This window comes from Pseudomonas fragi (genome assembly GCF_002269505.1).
In the GTDB taxonomy this organism is placed as follows: domain Bacteria; phylum Pseudomonadota; class Gammaproteobacteria; order Pseudomonadales; family Pseudomonadaceae; genus Aquipseudomonas; species Aquipseudomonas fragi_D.
Window position 1 is genome coordinate 108588 of record NZ_NQKQ01000011.1, and the last position, 26539, is coordinate 135126.

At 58.9% G+C, this 26539-nt stretch carries 24 protein-coding genes; 13 read left to right on the plus strand and 11 right to left on the minus strand.

The features are described 5' to 3' along the window. Positions 1–89 precede the first annotated feature (89 nt). Complete coding sequence (locus tag CJU81_RS12160) at positions 90–1199, minus strand: polysaccharide deacetylase family protein (RefSeq protein ID WP_095036808.1); 1110 nt, start codon at positions 1197–1199, stop codon at positions 90–92. 166 nt (positions 1200–1365) lie between these two features. On the opposite strand from CJU81_RS12160, the gene yaaA reads away from it, so the two are divergent. Genes yaaA through CJU81_RS12175 form a run of 3 tightly spaced genes read left to right on the plus strand, consistent with a single transcriptional unit; the run spans position 1366 to position 3505 of the window. Beyond that, the gene (gene yaaA / locus CJU81_RS12165; protein WP_095036809.1) at positions 1366–2145 is read left to right on the plus strand and encodes a peroxide stress protein YaaA; all 780 of its coding nucleotides are present in this window, start codon (positions 1366–1368) and stop codon (positions 2143–2145) included. A gap of 57 nt (positions 2146–2202) precedes the next feature. Further along, a complete protein-coding gene (locus tag CJU81_RS12170; protein ID WP_095036810.1) occupies positions 2203–2667 on the plus strand; it encodes a multidrug transporter in 465 nt (154 codons plus the stop codon). 10 nt (positions 2668–2677) lie between these two features. Further along, on the plus strand, positions 2678–3505 hold the full coding sequence (locus CJU81_RS12175; protein WP_095036811.1) for an SDR family oxidoreductase: 828 nt from the start codon (positions 2678–2680) through the stop codon (positions 3503–3505). 89 nt (positions 3506–3594) lie between these two features. Here the strand turns inward: CJU81_RS12175 and CJU81_RS12180 are convergent, their stop codons facing one another. Further along, positions 3595–4500, minus strand: a complete 906-nt coding sequence (locus CJU81_RS12180) for a LysR family transcriptional regulator (protein ID WP_095036812.1) — start codon at positions 4498–4500, stop codon at positions 3595–3597. A 109-nt stretch (positions 4501–4609) separates the two neighbouring features. Here CJU81_RS12180 and CJU81_RS12185 point away from each other — a divergent pair, with 109 nt between their 5' ends. Together CJU81_RS12185 and CJU81_RS12190 are read left to right on the plus strand one after the other, a co-directional pair. After that, positions 4610–5833, plus strand: a complete 1224-nt coding sequence (locus tag CJU81_RS12185; protein ID WP_095036813.1) for an MFS transporter — start codon at positions 4610–4612, stop codon at positions 5831–5833. 13 nt (positions 5834–5846) lie between these two features. Further along, positions 5847–6242: a DUF4440 domain-containing protein gene (locus CJU81_RS12190; protein ID WP_095036814.1), complete on the plus strand. Its 396-nt coding sequence runs from the start codon at positions 5847–5849 to the stop codon at positions 6240–6242. Positions 6243–6338: 96 nt separating this feature from the next. On the opposite strand, the gene CJU81_RS12195 is transcribed toward CJU81_RS12190, so the two are convergent. The 4 genes from CJU81_RS12195 to CJU81_RS12210 are packed head-to-tail and all read right to left on the minus strand — an operon-like array spanning position 6339 to position 11145. After that, entirely contained in the window at positions 6339–7202 is an 864-nt protein-coding gene (locus CJU81_RS12195) for an efflux RND transporter periplasmic adaptor subunit (RefSeq protein ID WP_016781860.1), read from the minus strand. Between the two features lie 10 nt (positions 7203–7212). After that, positions 7213–7413, minus strand: a complete 201-nt coding sequence (locus CJU81_RS12200; protein ID WP_016781859.1) for a DUF1656 domain-containing protein — start codon at positions 7411–7413, stop codon at positions 7213–7215. Continuing rightward, a complete protein-coding gene (locus CJU81_RS12205) occupies positions 7403–9589 on the minus strand; it encodes an FUSC family protein (protein WP_095036815.1) in 2187 nt (728 codons plus the stop codon). The genes CJU81_RS12200 and CJU81_RS12205 overlap by 11 nt, the downstream gene beginning before the upstream one ends. Positions 9590–9633: 44 nt before the next feature. After that, the gene (locus tag CJU81_RS12210; protein WP_095036816.1) at positions 9634–11145 is read right to left on the minus strand and encodes an efflux transporter outer membrane subunit; all 1512 of its coding nucleotides are present in this window, start codon (positions 11143–11145) and stop codon (positions 9634–9636) included. Positions 11146–11367: 222 nt separating this feature from the next. Here CJU81_RS12210 and CJU81_RS12215 point away from each other — a divergent pair, with 222 nt between their 5' ends. Both CJU81_RS12215 and CJU81_RS12220 read left to right on the plus strand, forming a co-directional pair. Further along, positions 11368–12300, plus strand: coding sequence for a LysR family transcriptional regulator (locus CJU81_RS12215; RefSeq protein ID WP_095036817.1), 933 nt, complete (start codon positions 11368–11370; stop codon positions 12298–12300). A 93-nt stretch (positions 12301–12393) separates the two neighbouring features. Further along, positions 12394–13383 (plus strand): 2-hydroxyacid dehydrogenase, encoded by a 990-nt coding sequence (locus tag CJU81_RS12220; protein WP_095028950.1) that lies wholly within the window; start codon positions 12394–12396, stop codon positions 13381–13383. Between the two features lie 114 nt (positions 13384–13497). Here CJU81_RS12220 and CJU81_RS12225 read toward each other — a convergent pair whose 3' ends face one another. Further along, positions 13498–14394: a DMT family transporter gene (locus CJU81_RS12225; RefSeq protein WP_095036860.1), complete on the minus strand. Its 897-nt coding sequence runs from the start codon at positions 14392–14394 to the stop codon at positions 13498–13500. Between the two features lie 118 nt (positions 14395–14512). On the opposite strand from CJU81_RS12225, the gene CJU81_RS12230 reads away from it, so the two are divergent. Beyond that, entirely contained in the window at positions 14513–15385 is an 873-nt protein-coding gene (locus tag CJU81_RS12230) for a helix-turn-helix domain-containing protein (protein WP_095036818.1), read from the plus strand. An 11-nt stretch (positions 15386–15396) separates the two neighbouring features. Here the strand turns inward: CJU81_RS12230 and CJU81_RS12235 are convergent, their stop codons facing one another. From CJU81_RS12235 to CJU81_RS12245, 3 genes are all read right to left on the minus strand, one after another. Then, a complete protein-coding gene (locus CJU81_RS12235; protein ID WP_095036819.1) occupies positions 15397–17814 on the minus strand; it encodes a TonB-dependent siderophore receptor in 2418 nt (805 codons plus the stop codon). A gap of 214 nt (positions 17815–18028) precedes the next feature. After that, entirely contained in the window at positions 18029–19015 is a 987-nt protein-coding gene (locus CJU81_RS12240; protein WP_095036820.1) for a FecR family protein, read from the minus strand. After that, positions 19012–19566: an RNA polymerase sigma factor gene (locus tag CJU81_RS12245; protein ID WP_095036821.1), complete on the minus strand. Its 555-nt coding sequence runs from the start codon at positions 19564–19566 to the stop codon at positions 19012–19014. Before CJU81_RS12245 ends, CJU81_RS12240 begins: the two co-directional genes overlap by 4 nt. A 183-nt stretch (positions 19567–19749) precedes the next feature. Between CJU81_RS12245 and CJU81_RS12250 the strand changes: the two genes are divergently transcribed. The 4 genes from CJU81_RS12250 (at position 19750) to CJU81_RS12265 (ending at position 24343) form a co-directional block, all read left to right on the plus strand. Beyond that, entirely contained in the window at positions 19750–20238 is a 489-nt protein-coding gene (locus CJU81_RS12250) for a sigma-70 family RNA polymerase sigma factor (protein WP_095036822.1), read from the plus strand. Next, complete coding sequence (locus CJU81_RS12255; RefSeq protein WP_095036823.1) at positions 20235–21200, plus strand: FecR domain-containing protein; 966 nt, start codon at positions 20235–20237, stop codon at positions 21198–21200. Before CJU81_RS12250 ends, CJU81_RS12255 begins: the two co-directional genes overlap by 4 nt. A gap of 175 nt (positions 21201–21375) precedes the next feature. Then, the gene (gene fecA / locus CJU81_RS12260; protein WP_095036824.1) at positions 21376–23712 is read left to right on the plus strand and encodes a TonB-dependent Fe(3+) dicitrate receptor FecA; all 2337 of its coding nucleotides are present in this window, start codon (positions 21376–21378) and stop codon (positions 23710–23712) included. 202 nt (positions 23713–23914) lie between these two features. Next, complete coding sequence (locus tag CJU81_RS12265; RefSeq protein WP_095036825.1) at positions 23915–24343, plus strand: HPF/RaiA family ribosome-associated protein; 429 nt, start codon at positions 23915–23917, stop codon at positions 24341–24343. Positions 24344–24415: 72 nt separating this feature from the next. Here CJU81_RS12265 and CJU81_RS12270 read toward each other — a convergent pair whose 3' ends face one another. Then, positions 24416–24703, minus strand: a complete 288-nt coding sequence (locus CJU81_RS12270; protein ID WP_095036826.1) for a phosphate-starvation-inducible protein PsiE — start codon at positions 24701–24703, stop codon at positions 24416–24418. 18 nt (positions 24704–24721) lie between these two features. On the opposite strand from CJU81_RS12270, the gene CJU81_RS12275 reads away from it, so the two are divergent. Continuing rightward, positions 24722–26467 (plus strand): recombinase family protein, encoded by a 1746-nt coding sequence (locus CJU81_RS12275; protein WP_095036827.1) that lies wholly within the window; start codon positions 24722–24724, stop codon positions 26465–26467. Positions 26468–26539: the final 72 nt, after the last annotated feature.

A 26539-nucleotide genomic window follows, 5' to 3' on the forward strand; every position in this document is an offset into this window, starting at 1 on the left:
ATGACTTTATTTTTCTGAATGACGAATAGCCTTGGCGAATGCCATAAGCGGTACTAAAGTTAGGTATTAACTGCCTGTTTCTACAGCACTTAGCAGTCTTCCCAACCGAGCCCGCTTTGTGCCGTGGCCTTGAGCAGCCAGGGCAGCGCGGTGCGCACCTTGTCCTGGGTATCGTGAAACTTGATCACCCCGTGGCGCCACAGCAGCATCAGGCTCAATACCCGCTGGGCCGACTCTTCGGCACCCAGGTTGGCCGCCATGTCCTGGGCATCAATGTCCCACAGTGACACCTGAATGCCCTGCTCCTGAAAAAACGCCCCGCTGTCTTCCCGCCGTTGCCCATAGGGCGGGCGAAACTGTGCCAGATAATTGTGCGGCAAAACCTGCCTGACCAGAGCCGCGCTGCGCAGGATCGAATCCTGCCAGGCTTGCCAGTGGCTATGGGAGCGGTACTCCCAGCCCTGCACGCCTACACACTGGCCCTTGTACAGTGCTTGCACGGCCTGGCCGCCGCTCTTGTCCAGACGCATCTGCAGGCTGTTGCCCAGCACAAAAAAGCTCGCACGGATCGATTGCTTGCGCAGGTAATCTGCCAGCCAGTCGGTGGTGCCCGGTGACTGGGTGGGGCCACTGTCGAAGGTCAGCAGGAACAATCGGTCATTCATCGTATCGCCGTTGTTTTCCTGATCGCCAAACAGGGCTATTTCGCTGCTGATTTGCGGAAACAGAGCGGCCTTGCGCAGTTGTTCATCCAGATAGCGCTGGTGAAATTCACGGCTCGGCTCAGCCCAGGCGACATAAAAGGAATCGTCGGCGATGGCGAACTTGCCAGCCTGCTCGCGCAAGCTGTCCATGCCGTCCACGTAATAGCAAAACGACGCATCCTGATCGCAGCTTTGCTGGGCAAAATTGTAGTTGCTCAACAAGCGCTGCCACATTCGCTTGCGTAGATTATCGATGGCATCGACGTTGATGGCTTTGAGGCCCAGGCGTTGTTTGAGTGCGTTTTCATCCAGCGCCTCGCTGATCAGCAAGGCATGGGCGAAGGCCAGGATTTCGGCCCGCGAGGCGACATCGAACAGCGCCGGACTGGTCAATTGCTCGGGCCAGGTGCTGCGATCCAGGGTTGCCGGGGCATTGGGCGCAGCGACTGCGCCCAGACACAGCAGCCAGACCGAGAAAAAAAGAGCAATGCGCACGGGTCAATCTCCCTGTGAAAACTGGCAGTACTATAACGCGCCAGACAGAGGCCCTGTGCCGCGTCAGTCGTTACGGGATTGTGGATTTGCTCTCTATTGGCGTCATAGGTGGAGTCAAACCGCCCAACCCCCTAGAATCCCCCCGACGCTAAAAGGAGACGACCTCATGCTGATGGTGATTTCACCCGCCAAGACCCTCGATTACGAAACGCCGCCCGCCACAGCACGTTTCACCCAGCCGCAGTACCTGGACCACTCCCAGGAACTGATCGAGCAATTGCGCGAACTGAGCCCGCAACAGATTGGCGAGCTGATGCACTTGTCCGACAAGCTTTCGGGCCTTAACGCAGCGCGTTTTGGCAGCTGGACGCCTGCGTTCACCCCTGAAAATGCCAAGCAGGCACTGCTGGCATTCAAAGGCGATGTGTACACCGGCCTCAACGCCGTGGACTTCAGCGAAGCCGACTTCAACTATGCGCAAACCCATCTGCGCATGCTTTCGGGGCTCTACGGCCTGCTGCGCCCGCTGGATTTGATGATGCCGTATCGCCTGGAAATGGGCACCAAGCTGGCCAACGCACGGGGCAAGGACCTGTATGCGTTCTGGGGCACACACATCAGCGAATGGCTCAATCAGGCACTGGCCGAACAAGGCGATGACGTTTTGCTCAACCTGGCGTCCAACGAGTACTTCTCGGCGGTCAAAAAGTCGGCATTGAACGCGCGCATCATCAATACCGAGTTCAAGGACCTGAAAAACGGCCAGCATAAAATCATCAGCTTCTATGCGAAAAAGGCCCGCGGCATGATGAGCCGATTCGTGATCAAGGAACGCATCAACAACCCGGAGCACCTCAAGCAGTTCGATGAGCAGGGTTATCGCTTCAGCGCCGAACAGTCGAAACCGGATTCGCTGGTGTTTTTGCGCGACCACGCCCCGCAGTGACAGCGCTGCATGCCTCATGCTGGTAAGTTATAGGTATTCCCTGCTAGAGGCGCAGCCATGTTCATCGGCGTATTACTGATCATCACCTGGCTTGTCCTGTTGCTGCGCTACCCGGCCAAGGCATTGCCGGTTTCGCTGGCCGCCGTACTGGGGCTGGCGATAGTTGCCGCGTCGGTGGCGTGGCTGGACAGTCGCGAAGCAGCGCAGCTGGCACGTCTGGAGCTGCGTATCGTCTATGACCCGGCACAATGCCCGGCAGACCGGCCGCTGCAACTGACCCTGAAAAACAGCAATGACGTGCCACTGGTCGAGCTTGGCTGGCGCATCGCCGCCTATGCACCGGGGGACACCGTCAACCTGGCCGACAACCTCTACACCGCCCCGCGCTACCGCGGCCCCGGCGAGCTGCAAGCCGGAGCAAGCTGGCAGGACTGCTTGCCGATGCCGCCACTGCGCGCCGGTTATCGCCCGCAAACCCTCGAATTTCGGGCAGAACGCCTGCAAGGCAGTTTTTCCAATTAAGGATGTTCCCATGCTCCGTGTTTTGATCACCGGTTGTTCCAGCGGTATTGGCCGCGCCATGGCCGATGCCTTCAAGGCGGCGGGCCATGACGTCTGGGCCAGTGCCCGCAAACCTGAGGATGTGGCGCAGTTGACGGCAGCAGGGTTGCACGCCGTGCAGCTGGACGTGAACGATCCGCAGGCGTTGACGCACCTGGCCGAACAACTGGAGCACGCAGGCGGCGGACTGGATGTGCTGATCAATAACGCCGGCTACGGCGCGATAGGGCCGTTGCTCGATGGCGGCGTCGAAGGTCTGCAACAGCAGTTTGAAACCAATGTATTTTCCATCGTGGGCGTTACCCGCGCGCTGTTCCCGGCGCTGCGCCGCAACAAGGGGCTGGTGGTCAATATCGGCAGTGTTTCCGGCGTACTGGTCACCCCGTTTGCCGGCGCCTACTGTGCCTCTAAAGCTGCAGTGCATGCCTTGAGCGATGCCCTGCGCATGGAGCTGGCGCCTTTCGCCATTCGCGTGCTGGAAGTACAGCCCGGGGCCATTGATACCCGCTTCGCGAAAACTGCCAGCGCCCGGGCTGAGCAACTGATCGGCGAGGACTCGCCATGGTGGCCCATGCGCGACGGTATTCGCGCCAGGGCCAGGGCCTCACAGGACAATCCCACAGCGGCCACAGCCTTTGCCGACGCGGTGCTCAAGGCCGTCATGAAACCCAAGCCGCCAATGTTGTTGCGCTACGGAAATGGCAGCTTCGCCCTGCCACTGCTGGCGGCGCTGGTGCCCGCTGCCCTGCTGGAAAAAATCCTGATGAAGCGGTTTGGCCTCAGCCGACACGACTTGTAGTCGCTGCCGCAGGCTGCGATGGATTGCGCAGCGATCCTGTTTTTCAAAGGCGAAGGTCCTGCGGACCTTATCGCAGCCTGCGGCAGCGACTACAGGGTTTTGCTCAGCCCGACACTCATGCCCTTCATAAAATCGATAAACACCCGCACCTTCAGTGGCAAATGCCGTGTATCGGGATACAACGCGTACACCCCCTGGCGCGTCAGTTGCCACTCGGGCAGCAGACGCACCAGTCGCCCGGCCTTCAAGTCATCCTCGATCAACCAGTCCGGCAAGATGGCCACACCCTGCCCCGTCAGCGCAAAAGCCTGCAACACCGATGAATTGTCCGCCTTGATCCGCGCCAGCGCAGGGTTAGGCTGATAGGGCCTGACCACGCCCGTGCGCAACTCGGTAATGCTCAATTCACCGACCCGCCCATGTTCCAGCCACGGCGTTTGCTCCAGAGCGTGCACACTGTCTATCGGCGCCGCGCTGGCAACGAATGCCGGTGAGGCCACCGGCAGAATCTCGAAGGTACTCAACTGCACGGCACGATGGCTGGAGTCGAGCACGCGGCCCAGACGCAGCGCCACGTCAAATCGCTCGGAGATCAAATCGGCGTGGGTCGAAGAGGTCGACAGCTGGACACTCAGGTCAGGGTGCAAGGCGCGAAACAGCTCCAGCGCCGGCACCACTTTGGCCAGCGCATATTCCACCGTGGTAGTGATGCGCAATGTGCCCTTGAGTTCGGTGTGCTCGCTGCGCGCTTCGTCAATCGCCAGCCGGGCCGCTTCCAGCATGCTCAAGCAATGCACATAAAAACGCTCCCCCGCTTCAGTCAGCGCCAGCCGCCGGGTGTTGCGCGTGAGCAGGGTCACGCCCAGCTCAGCCTCGAGGCGCTTGATATTGAAGCTGACCACGGCACGGGTTTGCCCCAGTAAATCAGCCGCTGCGGTAAGGGATCCGGCTTCGACCACGGCCTTGAAGGTGTCGAACCGATCGAGGCTAACCATGTAATAACCCGCTAATTGTCAAAATATTTTTGACAATCTAGCAGCGGGCGGACGGTTCCTCCACCCGTTAAAGCTGCTTATTGTGCGCTCTGCTGACAAGGAGCCAACCATGGCCTACCGCAACAAGATCGCATTGGTGTATTTGCTGGGCTTTGCCCTGGATCTGGTGAACATGTTCGCCGCTGCCATTGCTTACCCGCAAATCAGCCAGGAACTACAGGCTTCGATTACGCAGCTGGCCTGGGTCGGCAATGCCTATATGCTCGGCCTGACACTGATCATTTTACCCAGCGTGTGGCTGGCAGCCGTGTTCGGTGAAAAACGCCTGATCATGGCCTCGCTGCTGATGTTCAGCGTGGCGTCATGGTGCGTGGCGCAGTCGGGTTCAATTGAAGCCCTGATTGGCTGGCGTCTGCTGCAGGGGCTGGCGGGTGGTTTGTTGATTCCGGTGGGGCAAGCCATGGTCTATCGCCACTTTCCCGTGCGGGAGCGGGCACGCCTGACTTCGGTGATCTTGCTGGTCGCGCTGCTGGTACCCGCCTTGTCGCCGGCAGTGGGCGGCTGGGTGGTCGAGGCCTGGTCGTGGCGCTGGGTGTTTTACGCCAACCTGCCACTGGCGCTGCTTGCCCTGTTACTGGCCGCTTGCTGGCTTGCCTCGGAGCCCCGCCCTGCTTCGCGCCCTGCGCTGAGTTATCAAAGCGTAACGGCGGGTGCCCTCGATATGGCGCGTTTGCTCAAAAGCCCGCTGCTGCGCGTCGCCATGCTGACCTATATGTTTATTCCCGGAATTTTTATCGGCACTCAACTGGTGAGCATTCTGTACCTGCATCAACTGGGCTTGAGTCCTGCACAAACTGGCGCGCTAATGCTGCCTTGGGCGCTGGCATCGGCACTGGGCATCAGTTTGAGCCGTTACCAATTCAACCGTCTGGGGCCAAAACCGCTGCTTGTACTGGGCATGACAGCTCAAGCCCTTGGCATCGGTCTACTGACCCGGATTGATGCTCAAGGCACCTGGCTGCCAATCGCCCTGTATGGCCTGATGGGCTTTGGTGGCAGCCTGTGCAGCAGCACTGCACAAAACACCGCCTTTATCGATATCACACCCGAGCACATGGGTCATGCCAGCGCACTATGGAACATCAACCGGCAATTGAGCTTTCTGCTCGGCCCGGCCCTGATGATGGCCCTGTTTGGTGCATTGACCGTAATCACCTCGACGCCCCACGCCTTTGCCCTATGCTTTGCCATCGGTTGTGCGTTGACGCTGGTGCCGCTGGTTCCCGTTCTACGCCTTGATACATCCCGCGTGCTGGCCTTGCTCGCACCCTGATCTGGAGATTGTGATGAGTGATTATAAGAGCTACTTCGACCTGGTAAGCGAAACCCACGTCGAGATTGAAGGCTGGTTTTCTGGCCTGGAGCCCGGCGTGCTGCCAGTTTTACTGGGACGTTTTTCGCCGCAGTTTTCGATGATTGCGCCCAGCGGGGCGGTGCTGGATATCGATGGCGTAGAAACACTGTTTGAACAACTGCGCGGTGCACGCCCGGGGCTGAACATCACCCTCAGCGAGTTCAAGGGCATTGCCCTGCATGCAGGCGGTGCCGTGGTCAGCTACCGCGAGCTGCAGGAGGAGCATAACGGCAACCGCACTGATCGGCGCGCTACCGTGGTATTCGAGAAAGACGCCAGCGGCAAGGTGCTGTGGCGGCATTTGCACGAGACATTCAGCGCGGATTAAACCTGTGGGAGCGAGCCTGCTCGCGAAGGCATCACGGCTGTGTACCGAACAGCAGCGCTGGCAGGCCAGTTCCCACAAGAATTGAGTTGAATCGGGTTACTCGGCCTTGCCCTGATCCACGATCACCGTACAGGTCGTACCCGCTGCCAGCAGGAAGCCATCGGGGATTTCGTCGATGTGAATGCGCACCGGCACCCGCTGGGCCAGACGCACCCAGTTGAACGTCGGGTTAACGTCGGCCACCAGCTCACGGCTTTCGGGGTTATCGCGGTCGTAGATACCCCGCGAGATGCTTTCCACATGGCCCTTTAATACTTCACCGCTCATCATTTGCAGGTCGGCTTTGTCGCCCACACGAATATGCGGCAGTTTGGTTTCCTCAAAGAAGCCATAAACCCAGAACGAATCCTGATCGATCACGGCCATTTTCGGATCGCCCACCCGCGCATAGTCGCCGCGATGCACATTGAGGTTGGTTACGTAGCCATCGACCGTGGCCAGTACCTTGGTGCGTTTGAGGTTGAGCTGCGCCGCGTCCAGTTGCGCCAGCGCGTGCTGGTAGTCGGCCAGAGCCGAATCGGCGATGTTGCTGGCGTCGTCACGGTTCTCGCGGGAGATCACCAGGCTGTCCATGTCAGCCCGACGATGGGCGTTGACCTTGCGCATTTCCCAGGTCGCCTTGCGGGAAGCCACCAGCGACTGGGCTTGCTTGACCATGATTTCGTAATGTTCAGGGTCGATTTCCAGCAGCACATCGCCCTTTTTCACCAACTGGTTATCCTTGACCGGCACGCCGACCACATAGCCGTTGACGTCGGCCGCCACGTTGATGATATCGGCCCGCACCCGTCCATCACGGGTCCACGGGGTGTTCATGTAATGTTCCCACAGGGTTCGGCCGATCCATATCGCAAGGGCCAAAACCAGCAAGGTGGCAAGCAGGCTGAAGAACTTTTTCATCGGATCGGTCTCAACGGTAAACAGTGAGCGCCATGGCGCCAAAAAGACAAGCAAACAGGCTCAGGCGCAGCAGCGCCGGGTGCCAGAAGAAGCGGTACAGGTCGTAGCCGGAAAACAGTCGGTCAAAGCCCCATGCCAACCCCGCCGCAATAAAAAACATCAGGGTCATGGTGGGCATGTAGACGCCGTGGAAGGCGATTTCACGAGGCATGTTCAAGTCCTTGCGGCTGGGCATAAGTGGCCAGCGGCGATTGCGGGTCAAGCAGTGATGTACGGATAAAATGCAGGTAGCTTTGCACCCGGACCAGCGCCGAGGTGTCGAAGTTGCGGGCAAAGGGTTCGTCGGTGGACTGCACGCGGCTGATGGCGTGGTCGACGGCGATCAACGCACGTTCCAGGTTGCTTTCGCTGGGGGCGATAAACAGCCGCACCAGCGCCCGGCCCATGACCCGGATGGCCTGACGCCACGGCTGGGCCTCGGCATACGCCGGGTGAACCGGCAAAATGGCCTGTTCCTTGCGCAGTTCGATAATGGCGTGACCGACTTCCAGCACCACAAACATCCAGCGCAGCAATTGGCGTTGAACCTGCGGCTTGCCAGCGGCCAGGCCATAAGCCTGATGCATCAGGTCGCGGGTACGGCTTTCCAGGCTGGAGCTCAGGCCGCGCAATTTGCCACTGATGGCATACACCACTTGCTCACGCAGATCCTGCTCCAGACGGCTCCACAACCAGCGGCTGTTGGGCGGCAGGATTATCGCACCGGCAGCAGCACACACCAGCATGCCCATGACCATCGCAATGTAGTCATTGATGAACTGGTACGGGTTGTAGATCGTCAGGTTGTCGGGGACCGAGCCGGTGCTGAAAAAGATCAGCAAGCCCAGGCCGACACCGGCGTAGTTGGCCCGCGAAGTAAGGAACGAACCGAGCACGATCACCGGCGCCAGCACCAGGCACAACAGCGGGAAACCGTCGATATGCGGCAGCACAAAGAACATTTCGACAAAGCCGATCAACGCCCCCAGGAAGGTCCCGCAGGCCATCTGAAAGGCCATGCGTTTGGGGTTGGGCGTGGCGGCCGACAAGCCCACCGTGGCGGCGGCGATCAGGGTCATCATGGCGCCGCTGGGCCAGGCGGTCATCACCCAGTAGGTGCCAAGCACGGCCAGGATAAACGCTGCCCGAATCCCGGAAGCGGCCGCCGACCACCAGTTGGTCTGCGAAATAAACGGTTGGTCCCAACGCTCCCGTTCGTGAGTGTGATCGGCCAGCGAGGCGTGGGTCAGCGCGTAGCTGTGCAGGTCGTCGACAAAACGGAACAGCAGCTCGTAGGCGGTGTTGAAGTCGAGGAAGTCAGACGGGCTGGGCTCGCTTTCCAGAAACTTGACCCGCAACGCACGGACATGCCCTGGCAGGCTCGCCTTGAAGGCATCCAGTTGCTCGGCGAGCAAGGCCGCGTCTTTATCGGTCAACGAGCGACCGGCATAAGTGTCGAGTAACTGCGCCAGGATCTCCAGTTCCGGTTCAATGGCCGAAACCACATCAACCACGCCACGGCTGCGCAAACGTGCGAGCAACTGGTGCAAGGCATTGAAGCGCGTGGTGATGGCCATAAATTCGCTGTTCAAACGACTCAGGCGGCCACTGCGACGACGCATGTGCGGGTCTTCGAAGACGGTCACGCTGCGCATGCCTTCCAGGCCTACGCTTTCACCGATAAAGCGCACGTTGCTGGCCTCATAGGCCTCCTGTGAGGACTGGCCGCGCAGGCCTTCGGCAACAAAACCGGCAAATACGCCAAAGCGTTTGTACAGCGCGTCATGCATGGCCGCGCCTGCGGTTTTCGGCAGGATGGCTGCGCTGACTACGGTGGAGCAGAGAATGCCCAGCGAGATTTCCAGCACCCGCCACACTGCGGCCATAAAGGCGCCATCGGGGTGGGCCAGGGCAGGCAAGCCGACCATTGCAGCGGTGTAACCGGCCAGCACAAAGCCATAAGCACGGAAGTTGCGGCAGCGGGCAGCACCGGCCGAGCAGATACCTACCCAGATCGCCATCGCACCGAGAAACAACACGGTGTTTTGTGCAAACAAGGCGATCAGCGCGACCATCACCGCCGAGCCGGTCAGGGTGCCCAAAAACCGGTAAAAGCTTTTGGCGAACACCTGACCGCTTTGCGGCTGCATCACGATAAACACGGTGATCATCGCCGTGCGCGGTTGCGGAAGCTCAAGACGCATGGCCAGCCACAGGGTCAAAAAAGCGGCGACCAGCACTTTGAAAATATGTACCCAGGTCACGCCATCGCTGCGTGCCCAGTCAAAAAAGCCACGGCGCCATTCCAGGGAATACAGCCAGCGTACCGGGGCGGGCAAGTGGTTCATCTACAGGCTCTCAAAATTAGCCATCGGGGGGGGTGTGATCAGGTTCAGTGGTTGAACAGCGCCATCACGGCCGGCGGCTTGTCGGGCACATAACGGTCGTCTTTGGGCACATCATTGCCAGCGCCAAGGCCGCCACCCAACGCTGTCACCAACTCGGCATGAGCACTCAGGCGGGCCGCCTGGACCTGTTGCTGGATCTGCTGCTGCTTGAACAAGAGGGTCTGGGCATTAAGCACGTTGAGGTAGTCGGTCAATCCGCGCTGGAACGCGACCACGGCGATGTCGTAGGTTTTTTGCGCGGCCTGCACCGATTCGGCAGCGAAGACCTGCTGTTTTTCCATCGACTCGCGTTTGATCAACTGGTCGGAAATGCCCTTTAGCGCAATCACCAACGTCTGGTTGTACTTGGCCACGGCCATGTCATAACCGCCAGAAGCCACACCCAGCTCCGAGCGCAGTCGACCACCGTCAAATATCGGCAGCGAGATTGCCGGGCCAACGTTGTAATTGAGCTTTTTGCCGGTCAGAAAACCCAGCGCGCTGCCACCGGTGGCCATAAAGCCGATGCTGCCCACCAGGTCTACGTTGGGGTAGAAACCGGCGTGCGCCACATCGATGCCGCGGGCCTGTGCTGCCACTTCCCAGCGGCTGGCAACCACGTCCGGGCGTTGCCCCAACAATTGCGCAGGCAAGGTCGATGGCAACTTGAGGGCCGTGTTCAAGGCAAGGGTCGGACGCTTCAGCCGTGCGCCATCGCCCGGGCCTTTGCCTGCCAACGCCGCAAGCTGGTTGCGGGTCAGGGCGATTTCTTCTTCCTGGGCATCAATCTGACGATGGATCTCGGGCAGCGGCGCTTGCGCCTGGCTGACCTCAAAATGGGTACCGATGCCACCGTCCAGACGCTTTTGCGCCAGGTCGAGAATTTGCTCTTGCTGATGCAAGGTCGATTCGACGATATCGAGCTGGGCGTAATGCAGCGACAGCTGGATGTAGGCGCGAATCACGTTGTTCTGCAGTTCGAGCTGGGCCTGACGACCTTCGGCAACACTCATGTGCGCCATGTCCACGGCCTGTTCGCTGGCATTGCTTTCGCGGCCCCACAGGTCCAGGGCAAAACTGAAGCCCAGCGCAGCGTTGTTGTCCCAGGTTGTGGAGTTGTCCAGCGCGCCCGGGCCATAGAATTGGTCCGACGGCCAGTTGTGCCGTTTGAGCGTCGACTCACCGTTTATTTGCAGCGACTCGGCCGACTCGGCAACACCGGCCATGGCTCTGGCCTGACGCACACGGGCTGCAGCCATTGCCATCGTTGGGCTACCCTGTACGGCAAGGCTGATCCACTCATCCAGTTGCGGGTCGCCATAAGCGTGCCACCATTGGGCTTTGGGCCAGTTTGCGTCTTTCGCGGCGCTTTGAATCGCCTCGTCGGTGGCCAAGGCATTGGCGGGAAGCATGCTGCCCTTGGGCGCAATGCCTCCAAAACCGATGCAGCCGTTTAATGCTAACGATAAAGCCAGAACACTGAGGGCTTTGAGCTCTCTGCTGATGCGACGCTGCACTGCTGCAAATTCCTGAAAGGAGGGGGGATGAGGCTTGAGATAGAGAAGTCTATGGCTTGGCGGGCACAACGATAAGCGGGCATAAATGTGAATCTTTATTACCGTTCTTGGGATAATCCGTTGGTCGAATGAAATGCGGCCTGTAAAGCCTGAAACTTCATGTCACAATTTGTTGCTGTGTAATTGGTTGCTGTCCCCTATATCGCCCCTTGAGAGCACTTCATGGACACTTTGCAAAACATGCGCGCCTTCAGTTGTGTGGCCGAAGCCGGAAGTTTCACGGCCGCAGCCGCCATGCTGGACACCACCACGGCCAACGTCTCGCGCGCGGTCTCCAACCTTGAGGCCCACCTGCAAACACGCCTGCTTAACCGCACCACCCGGCGCATCGCCCTGACTGAGGCCGGTAAACGCTACTTACAGCGTTGCGAGCAAATCCTGGCCTATGTCGAAGAAGCCGAAGCCGAGGCCAGCGACGCCCACTCGCGCCCCGCCGGGCAACTGAAAGTGCACACCATGACCGGCATCGGCCAGCACTTCGTGATCGACGCCATTGCCCGCTACCGCAAGGCCCACCCGGATGTGACCTTCGACCTGACCCTGGCCAACCGCGTGCCGGATCTGCTCAACGAGGGCTATGACGTGTCCATCGTGCTGGCCAGTGAACTGCCGGACTCGGGCTTTGTGTCCCAGCGTCTGGGCATTACCTACAGCATCGTCTGTGCATCGCCTGCTTATGTAAAAGCCAACGGTACGGCCAGCAAGCCCAGTGACCTGCTCAACCACTCCTGCCTGCGCCTGGTCAGCCCGGTGATTGCCCTGGACAAATGGGTGTTCGAAGGCCCGGAAGGCCAGGAAATGGTGCTGATCAATTCTTCGCCGTTTCTGGTCAACTCGGCCGACGCGATGAAAACTGCGATCACCAGCGGCATGGGCGTCGGCGTGCTGCCGGTTTACGCCGCCATCGAAGGCCTGCGCAACGGCACGCTGGTGCGCATGCTGCCCAAGTATCGCTCTCAGGAACTGAACCTGTACGCCATCTACCCGTCGCGCCAGTACCTGGATGCCAAGATCAAGACCTGGGTCGAATACCTGAAAAGCTCGTTGCCGGAAATTCTGGCGGCGCATCAGACTGAACTGGCCACCTATAGCTGATTGCGACTTTGTGGGAGCGGGCCAAGGATTGGCAGCGGACGGGCGAGAATGTTAGCGTGCTTACATTCCCGACAGCCGATGAGTCTTGTTCAGATGAGCCTTTCCAGCACCAAGAAAACCGTTCTTGCCTTCAGCCGCGTCACCCCCGAGATGATCGAGCGCCTGCAACAGGATTTCAACGTCATCGCGCCCAACCCCAAGCTGGGCGATATCAATGCCCAGTTCGAAGAGGCACTGCCCCACGCCCACGGTCTGATCGGCGTCGGCCGCAAACTCGGGCGCAAGCAGCTGGAAAATGCCCGGCAGCTGGAGGTCGTCTCCAGCGTCTCGGTGGGTTACGACAACTACGATGTCGATTACTTCAACGAACGCGGCATCATGCTCACCAATACCCCGGATGTGCTGACCGAAAGCACCGCCGACCTGGGTTTTACCCTGATCATGAGCAGCGCCCGTCGGGTCGCCGAGCTGGACGCCTGGACCAAGGCCGGCCAGTGGCAAGCCAGCGTGCCGCCGGCCCTGTTTGGCAGCGATGTGTACGGCAAGACCTTGGGCATTGTCGGCATGGGTAATATCGGCGCAGCCGTTGCCCGTCGCGGCCGCCTGGGTTTCAACATGCCAATCCTGTACAGCGGCAACAGCCGCAAGGCCGCACTTGAACAAGAATTGGGCGCACAATTTCGCAGCCTCGACCAGTTGCTGGCCGAAGCTGATTTCGTCTGTCTGGTCGTGCCCCTGAGCGAAAAGACCCGGCACCTGATCAGCCAGCGCGAACTCAAGCTGATGAAGCCAAGCGCCATTCTGGTGAATATCTCCCGTGGCCCGGTGGTCGACGAACCGGCACTGATCGAAGCCCTGCAAAACGGCACCATTCGCGGCGCCGGCCTGGACGTTTACGAGAAAGAACCGCTAAGCGAGTCACCGCTGTTCGCGTTGAAAAACGCCGTGACCCTGCCCCATATCGGCTCGGCCACCCACGAAACCCGTGAGGCGATGGCCAACCGCGCCCTGACCAACCTGCGCAGCGCCCTGCTGGGCGAACGCCCGCAAGATCTGGTCAACCCGCAGGTGTTCAAGGGCTGACGCAAGGTCTGTTGTGGGAGCGGGCTTGCTCGCGATTGGATCGCCGAGGTGTGATTGATACACCGCGTCGCTGCCATCGCGAGCAAGCCCGCTCCCACAAGATGGGGGCCGTCCTCACGCCAGCTTTGCCTGCAGGGCCACCGGCTTGGGTTTACGAAACACCAGCACATTGCCCAGCATCACCAGCACCAACCCGGCCAACGCCGGGGGGGTCCACTGGTAGCCTTCGGCAAAGGCCGACACATTCAGCGCCACCAGCGGGAACAATACCGTGCAGTAAGCAGCGCGCTCCGGGCCCATGCGCCCGACCAGTGTCAGGTACGCGGTAAAGCCGATCACCGAACCCGGTATCACCAGGTACAACAGCGAACCGATATAGCGCGTGTTCCATTCCATATCGAACGGGATACCCCTTAGCGCGCAGTACACCGCCAGCATGCTGGCACCATAAAGCATGCCCCAGGCGTTGGTGGTCAGCGGCTTGAGTCCGGCTTTCTGTTGCAGGCTCGACAGCATATTGCCCGCCGAAAAACACAGGGTACCAATCAACGCCAGCCCGAGCCCGAGGGCAATGTGCGGCGTCGCGGCATGCCCGCTCAACTCCGGCCAGAACAGCAAGCCCAACCCGAACATCCCCAATGCACCGCCAGCAATCACGTTGCGGGCGATTTTCTGCTTGAAGAAAATCCGCGCATTCAGCGCGTTCCACAGCGTGGCGGTAGAAAACACCACCGCGATCAGCCCCGTGGTCACCCACTGGCTGGCGGTCAAAAAGCACATAAAGTTGACGCAAAACAGGCACAGCCCCTGGGCCAGGCAAATCATGTGCCCGCGCCGGTTCATCACCTGCAACTTGCGGCTGAGTAACAGCACGGCAAACAGCACCAGCGCAGCCAGGCCAAAGCGGTAAACGATGGACACCGGTATCGCCACCACCCCCAATTGCAACTTGAGGGCGATCCAGGTGGTGCCCCAGATCAAGACAGTCATCACATACAAGAACAGGTTCATGGCGCACTCCAGACAATGGCCTTCAGTCTGGGCCTGCTGCGGTGCGCGCACTTGCAGATTCTTGCGCTTTTGTTGGCCCGGGGCTGGCAGCCGCAGCGCGACGGAGTAGGATGCGAACATGCCCGCATTCGATACCCTGCAAGTCTTCCAGTCCATGAACAGCTCGCCCAATGCCCGTCTGGAGCACAGTGCCGAACTGGGTGAAGGCATGGCTGCCGCTTTGTGGACCAACCACCACGATGCCCGTGAATATGAAGCACCGACGCACCACACCTTGTCGTGCTACATCTCCGGCGGCACCGGCACTTTCAGGCGCGAACAACCGGGCGCCAAGGGCTCACCGGGCAAGCTCTGCGTGCTGCCCGCCGATCATCAATCGGCGTGGGTGATCAATGGCGCAATACGCCTGGCCCATGTGTATGTCAGCCAGGAGCAATTTGCCCTGGGCTGCATCGCCCTGCTCGACCGCGAACCGCGGGAGATGCAACTGCGGGAACTGACCTTTCAGGATGACGAGCAGCAAACCCGCCGCTTTCATCAACTGATCCAGACCAACTGGGACGAACCCGGCGAACGCCTGCTCACCAGCAGCCTGGCCAGCGCCCTGCTCGACCATGCCGTACTGAGCCAGGTGGGCCTGCGCGAAGGGTTGCAACTCAAGGGCGGGCTTGCGGCCTTTCAGCGGCGCCAGCTAATCGAGTACATCGAACACCAATTGGCCGAGCCGTTGAGCATCGGCCACCTGGCAGCGCAGTGCGCGCTATCGCCATACCACTTTGCGCGCATGTTCCGCGAAAGCTTTGGCGTCCCGCCCCATCAATACCTGCTGGCCCGCCGCCTGGCCCGTGCCCGCGACCTGCTGCGCAACAGCACGCTGGCGCTGGGTGACGTGGCACTGGCCTGTGGTTTCGCCAGCGCCAGCCACTTCGCCAACCGCTTCAAGCAAAGCCTGGGCGGCACGCCGGGGGAGTATCGGGCGGTGTTCCGGTAACGCCGGCGGCCTTAGAACTCCAGAGTGCTGGAAAACGTGAGTTGCCGCGCATCGCCGATGGACACGAACGTGCGGCTGGCTGCCGAGGTGTAGTACGTGCGGTCGAAGAGGTTTTTGACGTTGACCTGGAACTTGACCTTTTGCCCTTCAACCTTGGTGTCGTAGGTGGCAAAGGCATCTGCCACGGTGTAGCCCGGCAGGTCGAAGTCGTTCAGGGCATCCCCCGCCCGTTCGCCTACATAGCGCGCACCCGCGCCTATGCGCAGTTTGTCACCGCCCACGATGCTGCCAAAGTCATACACCGCCGACAGCGAACCGCTGTTCTTGGCCACGTTCTGCAGGCGCATGCCCTGGTAGGTGGTGTCTTTGGTCACTTCGGCATCGGTGTAGGCATAGCTGCCGATCAGGCTCCACTGGTCCGTCAACTGACCGCTGACGTCCAGTTCCAGACCCCGCGAACGAACTTCACCCGCGGCCGAATAGGCGGTGACATCGTCCACCGTCGAAGACACCAATACATTGCGCTTTTTGATGTCGTACAAGGCCAGGGTGCCGGTGATGCGGCCCGGGATATCCAGCTTGGCCCCCAGTTCCCAGGATTTCGACTGCTCCGGCGCGATGGAGGAGTCCAGTACCACGCCGCCCGTCAGCGGAGCGATCGAGGAGTTGGGCTTGAACGATTCGGTATAGCTGCCATAGAACGACAGTTCATCGGTGTAGCGGTACACCAGCCCGGCCCGCGGAATCCATTTCACCCCGTTGGTATCGGTGCTGGCCTTGAACGGAATGCTTTTGCCCGCCAGTTGGTCGTATTTCTGAAAGCGTGCGCCCGCCACCAGAATCCATTGGTCGGTGAGATGGATCGAGTCCTGGGCGAACAGCGAATCACTGCGCAGCAGATCAGTCTGGTTGCTGTCGCTGGCGCTCACGGTGGTACCAGCGACTTCATTGCCATACACCGGGTTTTCGTAATTGAAGGTGGACTGGCTGTCCTGGCGGATCAGCTCGGCACGGTAGATTTTGCGGTATTCGTCGTCCACGCCAAACACCAGGTCATGCTGCATGCCAGCAGCCTGAACCTTGCCCTGCAAGCTGAAGGTGCTGAAGCGATCGGTGGTGATCGCGCCTTTGGTGCCGTCCATTTTGCGCGTCAGGGTGCCGTCGGAGTTGACCTTGGTAACCCGAACCTGGCTGGCGTCATAGGTTTCACGGTTCCAGCTGTAACCGAAATGGGCTTTCCAGTCGTCGTTGAGGTCGTGATCGACTTCAAGGCGGTACAGGTCCGAGCGCCCTTCCATGTTGTTGAACGGCTCGTCCAGGCGGCGAGTGGCCGGAATGTCCAGCGGATGATTGGTCGCCGGATTGATGGCCGTGCCACGGTCGAACGGGGTCAGAAATTCGCGATGCTCATACGCCAGCAGTACCTGAGTGTTGTCGCCATACCAGGCCAGCGACGGCGCGATCAGGGTTTCGCGATGCACACCAAAATTGCGCCAGTAATCTTCGTCTTCATGGTCGATGATCATCCGGTAGGCCAGCCCCGAATCACCCAGCGGCCCGGTGCTGTCGAGGCTGCCGCCCCCGCCGTTTTTACCCGCACCGTAGGTTGAGCCGCGCACTGTCACAGCGTTGTACTGCTCCAGCTGCGGCTTTTTGCTGACCACGTTGACGACACCGCCCGGGTCCTGAATCCCGTAGAGCAGCGAGGCCGGGCCCTTGAGCACCTCGACCCGCTCAGTGGCAGCGTTCATGGCCCGGCCCTGCACCAACGGCATGCCGTCGCGCATGATCGAGCCGTCTCGGTTATCGCCAAAGCCGCGCTTCATCACCGAGTCCTGGGTGCTGCCCAGCGTGTTGCCCTGGGTGATGCCGCTGACATTGTTCAGGGCATCATCCAGATTGCGCGGTGCCTGGTCGCGAATCACCTGGGCGGCAACCACGTTGATGGTTTGCGGCACTTCCATGGACGAGCCCGTACCGCGCATCACCGAAGTGGTGGCTGGCGGCTGGTAGCTGGTGTCGGTTGAGGCCAGCGAGGTAATGCTGGTGGCCCCCAGGTTCAGGGCCCCTGCCGTGGGTTGGGGTTCGAGGGCAAAGGTGTTGGCGTCAGTGCGGCGCACGTTGAAGCCCGACTGCGCGAGCAACTGCTGCAAGGCCTGGTCGGCACTCATGCGCCCCTTGACCGCCGGCGCTTGCAGGCCAAAGGGAGCTTCGTCGGTGTAAACCACGCTCAGGCCGGTTAGCCGGGAAAAGTCATTGAGCGCCTGGGGCAGCGGTTTGGCTGGCTGGTTGAAATCAAACAATGCACCAGCCTGCTGTTGCGGCGACTCGGCAGCCATTGCCGTGTAAAGCGGGTTGAGCGCCAGCCCGGCCATCACGAATGCAGAAGCTCCCAACCACTGTTTCACCGAACTTGCCCTGGACTTCATGCTCATGACCTGTATGTCGACCTGATACGGAATACGAATTCTTCGCATTTTCAAGCACTACACGGATGGAGCCGGGAGTTACCTCACCCTGCAATGAAAAAAAATGTGTATTCCGTCTTTTCCCCTCACCCCAACCCTCTCCCCAGGGAGAGGGAGCTGACCACATGCACATTCAGGAACACCACTAATCAGCCGTTGGGGTGAGGGCAAGCCATCAACGCAACACAATCAGCCCGAGCACGTTGTGCTGTTCAAACCCGAGCACGCCCTGCAATGAATTGAGCACCGCTTGCGGGTCCTGGCTGGGGAAACTGCCGCTGATCTTCCTGGCACCCAACTCAGTGTTGAGCAGTACAATCTGGCCCGGGTAATAACGCTTGAGATCGGCCACAACATCAACCAGCGGGGTTTTGTAATAGCTCAGCCAGCCCGAGCGCCAGCCCAGGCGTGCCTGGCTGTCGACGCGATGCACTGCATCGGTAACCCCGGCGTCGTAGGCTATTTGCTGATCGGCAGTAAGGATCTGCTGCGCTGCATTCTTGCCCGCCTTGACCCCTACCCGCCCGGACAACACGGTGACTTGCGCACCACCCGGTTGCAGGCGTACTTCAAACTCGGTGCCCAGTACCCGTGCTTCACCACCGTCGGCATCCACTACAAATGGCTCGCCGGTGTGGGTCACGTGAAAAAAGGCCACGCCGCGGCGCAACTGCACATGGCGCTCACCGCCACTGAAGTTCACCGCAATGGCGCTGTCGGCATCCAGCGTGACCTGCGATTGATCGGCCAGCACCACAGTGCGAACTTGCCCCGGCGCACTCACATAGTCCGCGCCCAGATCGTCCACCCAGCGCGCCGGCTGCCAACCGGCAAACACACCGACCATCAGCAGCAGGCACGCCGCAATGGCCAACCCGCCAGACCAGTGCCGCAAGCGGCTGCGCCGGGACTTATCCATTGCCGACAGGTAACGCTGCATGACCAGCGACTCTTCGTCGGCCAGAGTGGCACCTGCGACTTCGCTTAATTCCCACACCACCTGGGCCTGGGCATAGGCCTCGGCATGGGCCGGGTCAGCCAGCAGCCAGCGACTGAAAGTGGCCTGATCGCCGCTGTCCGGTTGATCATGCAACACACTGAGCCATGCCAGCGCGGCGCGCTCTTGCTCGGCAGTAACGGCAACTCTTGTACGACTGATCACAACGCTGTCCCTGATGGCGGCTCTCGCAGGCTGGCCTTGCAGGCCTCCAGGGCGCGCATCATATGTTTTTCGACAGCGCTTTGGGACACCCCCATGACCTTGGCGATCTCGGCATAGGTGCGACCGTGAATGCGGTTGAGCAGAAAAATATGCCGCGTGCGCTCGGGCAGGCTGCGCAGGGCCGCCTCGACCTGGCGCAAATCATTGCCGGCCTCCAGGGCTGCCTGAGGCTCACAGCTTTTGGCGTCAGGTTCGGGTTGCCAGTGATGGCTGACGCGCTCACGCGTGCCCTCGCTGCGCAAATGGTCGATGGCGATATTGCCCGCACAGCGCAACAGATAGGTGCTGAGCTCTTCAACCTGCACCAGTGGCCGCCGCCAGAAACGCAGGAACAGGTCCTGCACCAGATCGGCAGCCGTGGCCCGGCAACCCACGCGGCGGCTCACCAGCGCCTCCATTTGCGCACGCTGGGTCAAAAACACCTGCAGAAAATGCGCTCGTCCCTGGCGCGGTTCACTGTTGGGGCCATCCTTGAGTTCGGGTGGGGTCATGGAGATCGATGCGCAGGTCAAAAGGAAAGCGATACTAATGATAAATATTCTCATATGCAAAAGCAGATGACGGGCTGCGTGACAGCCATTGATAAGTGGTGATTGCTCAATGCAATAAGCCACCACTACAATGCGAACAATTCTTGTTCTCTAAAGCGCTATTCAGCGCAGCCGGAGTGGTCGTTGTCGCAGTCAAACACCGTCGAGGTTCTGTATCAGGACCACCACAGCTGGCTCACGGGCTGGCTGCGGCGCAAGCTGGGCTGCCCGCAAAATGCCGCCGACCTGGCCCAGGACACTTTCATGCGCCTGCTGACCGCGCGCGAAACCCCACCCCTGACTGAACCCCGGGCGTTTTTGACCGTGGTCGCCAAGCGCGTGCTGTTCAACCACTACCGTCGCCAGGACCTGGAGCGTGCTTACCTGCAGGCACTGGCCGAGATGCCCGAACAGGTCGCTCCCAGTGAAGAAGAACGCGCGATCATTCTGCAAACCCTGATTGAACTCGATCAGTTGCTCGACGGCCTGCCCTCCCCGGTAAAACGGGCGTTTTTGCTGGCCCAGGTCGATGGTCTGAGCTACGCCGAAATTGGCGCTCAACTGGGCATTTCGATTGCCACGGTCAAACGTCATTTGAGCAAGGCAGCCCTGCGCTGCTACTTCGCCCTGTGAACGGTGCATTCAATGCACCGCCCGACATCGGCACGGCGGTGGCCGAACAAGCAGTCAGCTGGCTGATAGAAATGCAGGGCGGTGCGCTCAGCCCCAGGCGCCAGCAGGCCTGGGAGCAATGGCTACACGCCCATGCTGAACACCAGCGGGCGTGGGAGCATATCCAGCGCATCAACCAGCGCTTGCGCGGTTTATCGTCGCCACTGGCCCATGCGGCCTTGAACGCGCCTAAAAGCAGCAGCCGCCGTCAGGCATTGAAGCTGTTGCTGCTTTTAGGCGCAGGCACGGCATTGACCTGGGGCCTGCGCGAGCAGTTGCCCGTCACCCCGTTGCTGGCAGACTTCAGCAGCCCGGTGGGCCAGCGGCGCAACGTGCAACTGCATGATGGCAGCCAGCTCCAGCTCAACACCGCCAGTGCGGTGGATGTGCAATTTGATGCACAGCAGCGGGTCATCCGCCTGCTCGAAGGCGAAATGCTGCTGACTGCCGCCAGAGATTCGCGGCCTTTGCGGGTGCTCACCGCCCACGGCAGCTTGCAGCCCCAGGGCGCGCGCCTGAATGTACGCCAATTTGACGACCGTACTGAAGTCGCTGTGTTCGATGGTCGGGTTGCGTTGATGCCAACGGCGCATACGGGCAGTGCACTATGGGTTGAGCCGCACCAGCAACTGAGCTTCAACCGCCTGGCCTGGAATGCTCCACGCCCGCTCGATGCCGGGAGCGGTGCATGGACTGACGGCATGCTGGTGGCTGCGCATATGCGCCTGGCGGACTTTCTCGCCGAACTGGGTCGCTATCGCCGTGGCCAGCTCAACTGTGACCCGAGCGTCGCCAACCTGCTGATCTCCGGCACCTACCCGGTGGACGACAGTGAGCGCGTGCTGGACCTGCTGGCGGTCAGCTTGCCGGTGCGGATCAAGCGCTTTACCCGCTATTGGGTAACGGTGGAAGCACGGGTGTAACGTGCATTCTCCCCTTGTGGGAGCGAGCCTGCTCGCGAAGGTCGTTGACGCAGACCATCGCGAGCAGGCTCGTTCCCACACGCATCTGAATTTAAATTAAAAAATGAGCTGATTTCGGATCTGGCGTGACAGAGAAGGTAAGCCACTTCGATTCTCATCCTCACAGGATCCCTTCATGCCCGCTCAGCCCTTCCGCCTTACGTCCCTGGCCCGTTTGCTACTGGGTGCCAGTTTGAGTTTCAGCGTCTTGCCGATGGCGTTTGCCGACACCAAGGCTTACCACATCGCACCTTCTACGCTGGAAAACGCTCTCAACCAGTTCGGACGCGAAGCCGGGGTACTGATTTCGTTCAGCTCCGCCGCCGCCAGCGGTCTTCAAAGCAAGGGCCTGGAAGGCACCTACGACCCTGAACAAGGTCTGCAAGCCCTGCTTGAAGGCACCGGCCTGCAAGCCCGCGCCGAAGGCCAGGGGGCGTTCAGCCTACAGCCGGCAACTGCCTCAACGGCACCGGCAAGCATTGAGCTGGGCGCGTCCAGCGTGGTCGGTGACTGGCTCGGCGACGCCGCGCAGACCGATGTGTTCGAACATCCCGGCGCCCGTGACGTGATCCGCCGTGAAGAGTTCGAACGCCAGGGCGCCACCAGTGCCCGCGAAGTGCTCAACCGCATCCCTGGCGTCAACGCCCCGGAAAACAACGGCACCGGCAGCCATGACATGGCCCTGAACTTCGGTATCCGCGGGCTCAACCCGCGCCTGGCAACCCGGTCGACCGTGTTGATGGACGGCATTCCGGTGCCCTTCGCCCCCTACGGTCAGCCACAGCTGTCGTTTGCTCCCATCAGCATGGGTAATATGGATGCGGTGGACGTGGTGCGTGGCGGCGGTGCCGTGCGTTATGGCCCGCAGAACGTCGGCGGCATCGTCAACTTCGTGACCCGCGCCATTCCTGACGAGCCGACGGTAAAAGTCGGCCTGCAAACCGAAACCAGCCCGTCGTCCACCCAGGACGGCTTCAAGAAAACCGCCAACCTGCTGGCAGGCGGCACGGCCGACAACGGCCTGGGCGGCGCCCTGCTGTACTCCGGCGTGCGTGGCGGCGACTGGCGCCAGCACAGCGACACGCGCATCGACGACTTGATCCTCAAAGGCAACTACCAGATCGACGAAGCCAACAGCCTGCACGCCATGGCCCAGTACTACGATGGCGAAGCCGATATGCCCGGCGGCCTGAGCACTGCTGCCTACAAGGCTGACCCCTATCAATCGACCCGCCCCAACGACAAGTTCTGGGGCCGTCGCACCCTGGTCAACTTCGGCTATCGCTACCAGGAAGATCGACGTGAGTTCACGGTCAATAGCTTCTTCACCAAGACCCTGCGCAGCGGCTATCTCGACCAGGGCAGCTTCCTTTCGCTGTCCCCCCGCGAATACTGGGTGCGCGGTATCGAAACCCGCGTCGCCCAAGGCTTTGATCTGGGCAACAGCAGCCACGAAGTAGGCGCGGGTTATCGCTACATCAACGAAGCCGGCCATGAACTGCGCTACCGCACGCCGATTGCCGCCAACGAACTGCCCACCACCAACAGCCGCAATGACCGCGACACCCGTGGCGCCACCGAGGCCCATGCGTTCTTTATCGATGACAAGATCGACATCGGCAAATGGACCTTCACCCCCGGCATTCGCTACGAAATGATCGAACAGCAGCAAACCAACCTGCTGACCAACGTCAAATACAAGGGCGACTACAACACCCCGCTGCCAGCCCTGAACGTGATGTACCACGTCACCGACAGCTGGAATCTGTACGCCAACACCGAAGGGTCCTTCGGTAGCGTGCAGTACAGCCAGATGCCCAACCGCGTGACCGGCGGCGAAGTCAAACCGGAAAAAGCCCGCACCTGGGAACTTGGCACACGCTACGACAACGGCAACCTGCGCGCGGAGATCGGCGCATTTTTGATCAATTTCAACAATCAATACGATAGCAACCAGACCACCGACACAGTGATCGCACGGGGCAAGACCCGTCATCAGGGTATCGAGGCCAGCGTCAACTACGCACTCGACGGTCTGAGCCCGATACTGGCGGGGTTCGACGTGTACGCGACCTATGCCTATGTTGATGCGACTATCCGCGAAGATGGGCCGAATAAAGGCAATCGCGTGCCGTTCTCCTCGAAAAATAAAGGCAGCATCGGCGTCGGTTATACCGAAGGCCCGTGGAAAGCCAACCTCGACAGCACCTTCCAGAGCAACCAGTTCGCTGACAACGCCAACACCCGCGCCGAAAGCGCCGACGGCAGCACCGGCCTGATCCCTGGTTACATGGTGTTCAACAGCCGAGTGGGCTATGACTTTGGCCACCAACTGTCTGACCTGAACGTGGCGGTCGGGGTGAAAAACATCCTCAACCACGAGTACTACACCCGCTCGTTTGACGACAACAACAAGGGCAAATACGTGGGCGAGCCACGCACGCTCTATGTGCAGACTTCTGTCGCATTTTGATTTAAATCGGCTAAAGCCCGCACACGCGGGCTTTTCCTACAGACAAAGACTGACACCGGTCACGACTTGAAAGACTTCCTGAAAATAGTGCTTGAAATATTTGCTCATCGGCCCAAACACTGTAACTGAGCGATGACGATGAACCTTTGTACACTCAAGGCCGTCAGACCTCACACGAGCACGCTTATATAAGGGAAGAACTATGCTTACTCACGTCTTTTCCGATAAACACATCGACAGTGACAAACGCACCCAAGACTGGGTTACCGCTACTGTTGAAGTCACGCTCGAACGCCATTTGGAAAATCTGACCCGGGTCGAGGTCCATCTCAGTGATGAAAATGGTGGCAAGTCCGGTCCCAAGGACAAACGCTGCAAAATGGAGGCTCGACCTAAAGGACACCAGCCAATTCTTGTTTCCCACGACGCTGATTCGCTGACCCAGGCCGTGGAGGGTGCCGCCCAGAAGCTGGAGCACGCTCTGGAACACCTGTTCGGCAAGCTGCGTGGCAAACGCACAACCACCCTCGCCCCGGAAGGGTTTGAGGCAAAAGAGCCAAAGCAGACCGCTGATGACTTGCTCGAAGAAGAGTTTCTAGAGAAAGAAAAAGAACTCGATAAAATCAGCTGATTCAGCGTCCAGGACGCACAAAAAAAGCGGGCCCACTTCGGTGGGCCCGCCTTTTTCATGCCTGCCAACAACCTAGAGTTCGCCCTTCTCCACTTCCGGATGCTCACCTGAGCCGGCGCCGGTCTTGCGATGGGGGTTCTCGATCTTCACCGACGGGAACTGCGACGAGGCATAGCGCACCACCAGAATGGCAAACGCCAGCAACAGGATCGCCCCGGTCAGGTACACCACGCCCATGTCCGGCGGATTGTGATGGGATACGTTGGAAATCAGCAAACGGGTCAGCGCCGTGATTGCCACATAAATCAGAAAGCGCACGGGCATGTGGTTGGTCTTGAACAATGATACTATTTCTAACATTCACGTTAGAGGTGTGTCATGACGACCCGAACCCCCGCAGGCTATGCTTATATCCGCCATTCGACCAAGCGGCAAGGTGGCGATGACAAGGACTCTGTGACACGTCAGAAGGAGTCTATTCGTGCCCTTGCAGAGCATCATAAGGTAGAGATACCTGACGAAAATTTCTTCTATGAAAATGGCGTGTCTGCATACAGCGGCAAGAACCTCACGCATGGCAAACTCAAGGATCTGATTGACCAGATAGCGAGCCTTCGCATTCGTCCGGGAGATTACGTGTTCGTTGAGTCCATCGACCGCCTGTCACGTCAGAGGCTCCTACAGGCGAAGGAACTGGTGAATGGAATCCTTGAAAAAGGCATCATTCTTGTCACCACTATCGACAATCAGCGCTATGAAAAAGCCTCTGATACGAACGGCATTGATGACCTTTCGCAAGACATTCTTCTGTCTGTAATTGCGAAGCGCGCACACGAAGAATCCAGAACGAAAAGCGTTAGGCGTTTGTCGGCATGGACAAAGGCAAAGAACGCTGCAGTCGAAAATCAGGTTCCATTCAATGCGAAACGCCCTCCTTTCGGCGTGCGCTATAACGAATCAACGAATCGATTTGAGCCACATCCTGAACAGGTGGCCGAGCTAACCAAGATTTTCGAGTCGCTAAAGCTGCAAGGTGTTACAGCCACGATTAAGGAAATCAATAAAGATTCAATGGTTCGTTGGACGAACAATCGAGTCAAAAATATATTTGAAACTAAATACCCCCTTGGGTTTATGTATTCTCAAGTAAAAAAAGAAGGAAAAATGGTTTTCGATAAATACATTGAAAACTATTACCCTCAAATCATTAGTTACGAATTGTTTGAACAAGCCCGCCAATCAATGCAAAGCCGCAGGGTTCATCGTCGTGCGGGACGTGCCAGCCAAGACAATACCAACATTTTTCGCCACACTGCTATGTGCGGAATATGCAATGAATCAATGTTTTTCGCAAACCATTTTGGAAGTACAACCAAGCGTTATTTCTATATGAGTTGCAGAAGTAATTTCGAGCAAGAAGAAAAATGCGGAAATCGTTTTCGCTATGATTATGCCGTTGCGGTATTGCTTCATATGATTGGCTCAACGTTTTTCTGGGATTATCTTTCCAAGAAACCCGCTCTATTTGAGGCTGTAAAAAAATCAGAATTCTCTGTAGGAACAGCGAATGGAACCAAAATTGAAACACCAGAAGAAATGGATAATTATGCAAAAATCGGTAAGCAATTCATGCGTTTTCTTGAAGGCAACAATGAAAGTAAATCTTTAAACAAAGAAAAGATTGAGAAAGAGATTATTTTCTCTCGTAAGAAAATGACATTGGAAAACCTTGAAAAAACCGTAGAGTCAATTACCGATGGAGCAGTACCAGCCGCAATCCTGAAAATGCTTATGAAAGCAGAGACAGAAGTAGCGAAGGCAAAGGAAGAGCTTGAAATTCTGACAGTGAATTCAATTGACACGTCAGCAAAACTGAATGTTAAGAGCGTTGAAGATTTTGTATCACTATTCAAAACTGAGCATGGACGCTTAGAAATCATCAACTTCCTCGCCACGAATGGGCTAACCTTTTATTTCAATTTCGAAAAGAAGACGAAGATGCTTGAAGCGAAAGTTGCGGTTAACAAAGAGGTGATGGCTACCTACAACATAAAAACGGAGATTGACGTTTTAGAACAGTATGGATTTGGGAATCTGGCAGAAGAATTCAAAACAACTATTTAATAAAACGATTTTATCCGCTTTTTAACAAGCGACGGCTCATCACCTCACACGCACTACCCTTCCCGCGCAGCG

Excerpts from the sequence above, each read along its gene's own strand:
- yaaA (WP_095036809.1), top strand. The coding sequence starts at position 1,366 with ATGCTGATGGTGATTTCACCCGCCAAGACCCTCGATTACGAAACGCCG.
- CJU81_RS12170 (WP_095036810.1), top strand. The coding sequence starts at position 2,203 with ATGTTCATCGGCGTATTACTGATCATCACCTGGCTTGTCCTGTTGCTG.
- CJU81_RS12175 (WP_095036811.1), top strand. The coding sequence starts at position 2,678 with ATGCTCCGTGTTTTGATCACCGGTTGTTCCAGCGGTATTGGCCGCGCC.
- CJU81_RS12180 (WP_095036812.1), bottom strand. The coding sequence starts at position 4,500 with ATGGTTAGCCTCGATCGGTTCGACACCTTCAAGGCCGTGGTCGAAGCC.
- CJU81_RS12185 (WP_095036813.1), top strand. The coding sequence starts at position 4,610 with ATGGCCTACCGCAACAAGATCGCATTGGTGTATTTGCTGGGCTTTGCC.
- CJU81_RS12190 (WP_095036814.1), top strand. The coding sequence starts at position 5,847 with ATGAGTGATTATAAGAGCTACTTCGACCTGGTAAGCGAAACCCACGTC.
- CJU81_RS12195 (WP_016781860.1), bottom strand. The coding sequence starts at position 7,202 with ATGAAAAAGTTCTTCAGCCTGCTTGCCACCTTGCTGGTTTTGGCCCTT.
- CJU81_RS12200 (WP_016781859.1), bottom strand. The coding sequence starts at position 7,413 with ATGCCTCGTGAAATCGCCTTCCACGGCGTCTACATGCCCACCATGACC.
- CJU81_RS12205 (WP_095036815.1), bottom strand. The coding sequence starts at position 9,589 with ATGAACCACTTGCCCGCCCCGGTACGCTGGCTGTATTCCCTGGAATGG.
- CJU81_RS12215 (WP_095036817.1), top strand. The coding sequence starts at position 11,368 with ATGGACACTTTGCAAAACATGCGCGCCTTCAGTTGTGTGGCCGAAGCC.
- CJU81_RS12220 (WP_095028950.1), top strand. The coding sequence starts at position 12,394 with ATGAGCCTTTCCAGCACCAAGAAAACCGTTCTTGCCTTCAGCCGCGTC.
- CJU81_RS12225 (WP_095036860.1), bottom strand. The coding sequence starts at position 14,394 with ATGAACCTGTTCTTGTATGTGATGACTGTCTTGATCTGGGGCACCACC.
- CJU81_RS12230 (WP_095036818.1), top strand. The coding sequence starts at position 14,513 with ATGCCCGCATTCGATACCCTGCAAGTCTTCCAGTCCATGAACAGCTCG.
- CJU81_RS12235 (WP_095036819.1), bottom strand. The coding sequence starts at position 17,814 with ATGAAGTCCAGGGCAAGTTCGGTGAAACAGTGGTTGGGAGCTTCTGCA.
- CJU81_RS12245 (WP_095036821.1), bottom strand. The coding sequence starts at position 19,566 with ATGACCCCACCCGAACTCAAGGATGGCCCCAACAGTGAACCGCGCCAG.
- fecA (WP_095036824.1), top strand. The coding sequence starts at position 21,376 with ATGCCCGCTCAGCCCTTCCGCCTTACGTCCCTGGCCCGTTTGCTACTG.
- CJU81_RS12265 (WP_095036825.1), top strand. The coding sequence starts at position 23,915 with ATGCTTACTCACGTCTTTTCCGATAAACACATCGACAGTGACAAACGC.
- CJU81_RS12270 (WP_095036826.1), bottom strand. The coding sequence starts at position 24,703 with ATGTTAGAAATAGTATCATTGTTCAAGACCAACCACATGCCCGTGCGC.
- CJU81_RS12275 (WP_095036827.1), top strand. The coding sequence starts at position 24,722 with ATGACGACCCGAACCCCCGCAGGCTATGCTTATATCCGCCATTCGACC.